The organism is Actinomyces sp. S6-Spd3, assembly GCF_000758755.1.
GTDB lineage: Bacteria > Actinomycetota > Actinomycetes > Actinomycetales > Actinomycetaceae > Pauljensenia.
On the sequence record NZ_JRMV01000254.1, the window covers coordinates 1 to 628 of the forward strand.

The following is a 628-nucleotide window of genomic DNA, read 5'->3' on the forward strand; positions in this document are numbered from 1 at the left end:
GGTCGTATCGACTGGCCACTTTGTTGAACATGCCCGCGACCTCGTGGGGACGCTTCTCTAGCGATGCACGATTTACGTCTGAAGCTTTAAGGTCACGTTTTGCCATGAGATCTATCTTGTCATGGTTCTACGCCAGAGGTGAACTTCAACCAGCTGCCGCGAAATAAGATCCTTCTTCGAGGGGGCATACTGCCTAGGATTTCAAGCAAAGTCGATCGTTAGGATGCCTGGCGCAACGAAAATACGGGGCCAGGTAGTATGGGATACCGTGACAGTATTGAACTCCGCACGACGATTTTGCCTTCGCGATCCGCATGCGCGCCCAAAACTGCGCGTTTCGATCAGCGAGGTTGGTGGCCCCTCCACATTCTCTGAGCTTCTGCACCGCGTTGACGGCGCACGTAATCTCTCGGTTTGGAGCGGGCCTGCACTAGCTACTGACGCTCAGCCAATCATCGTTGGAGACGGTATAGCACTTGCCATCATTGCGACAGAGGAAGGCAGCTACGGCCTCGCGCATCCCACTTTCAAAATGCTTTCACGCGCGCTACTGCCCAACCCGCGGCCAGAGAATCCCGGGATAGTTCAAAACCAGCCGCACATGCAGGTCGCGGGCCGAGACTGGCTG

1 protein-coding gene is annotated in these 628 nt (G+C 55.7%); it reads left to right on the forward strand.

Annotation, left to right across the window (positions count from 1 at the left end; translation table 11 throughout):
- Positions 1-268 precede the first annotated feature (268 nt).
- Positions 269-628 (forward strand): hypothetical protein (locus HMPREF1627_RS10475; RefSeq protein WP_158705807.1); only part of this gene is annotated, 360 nt, incomplete at its 3' end.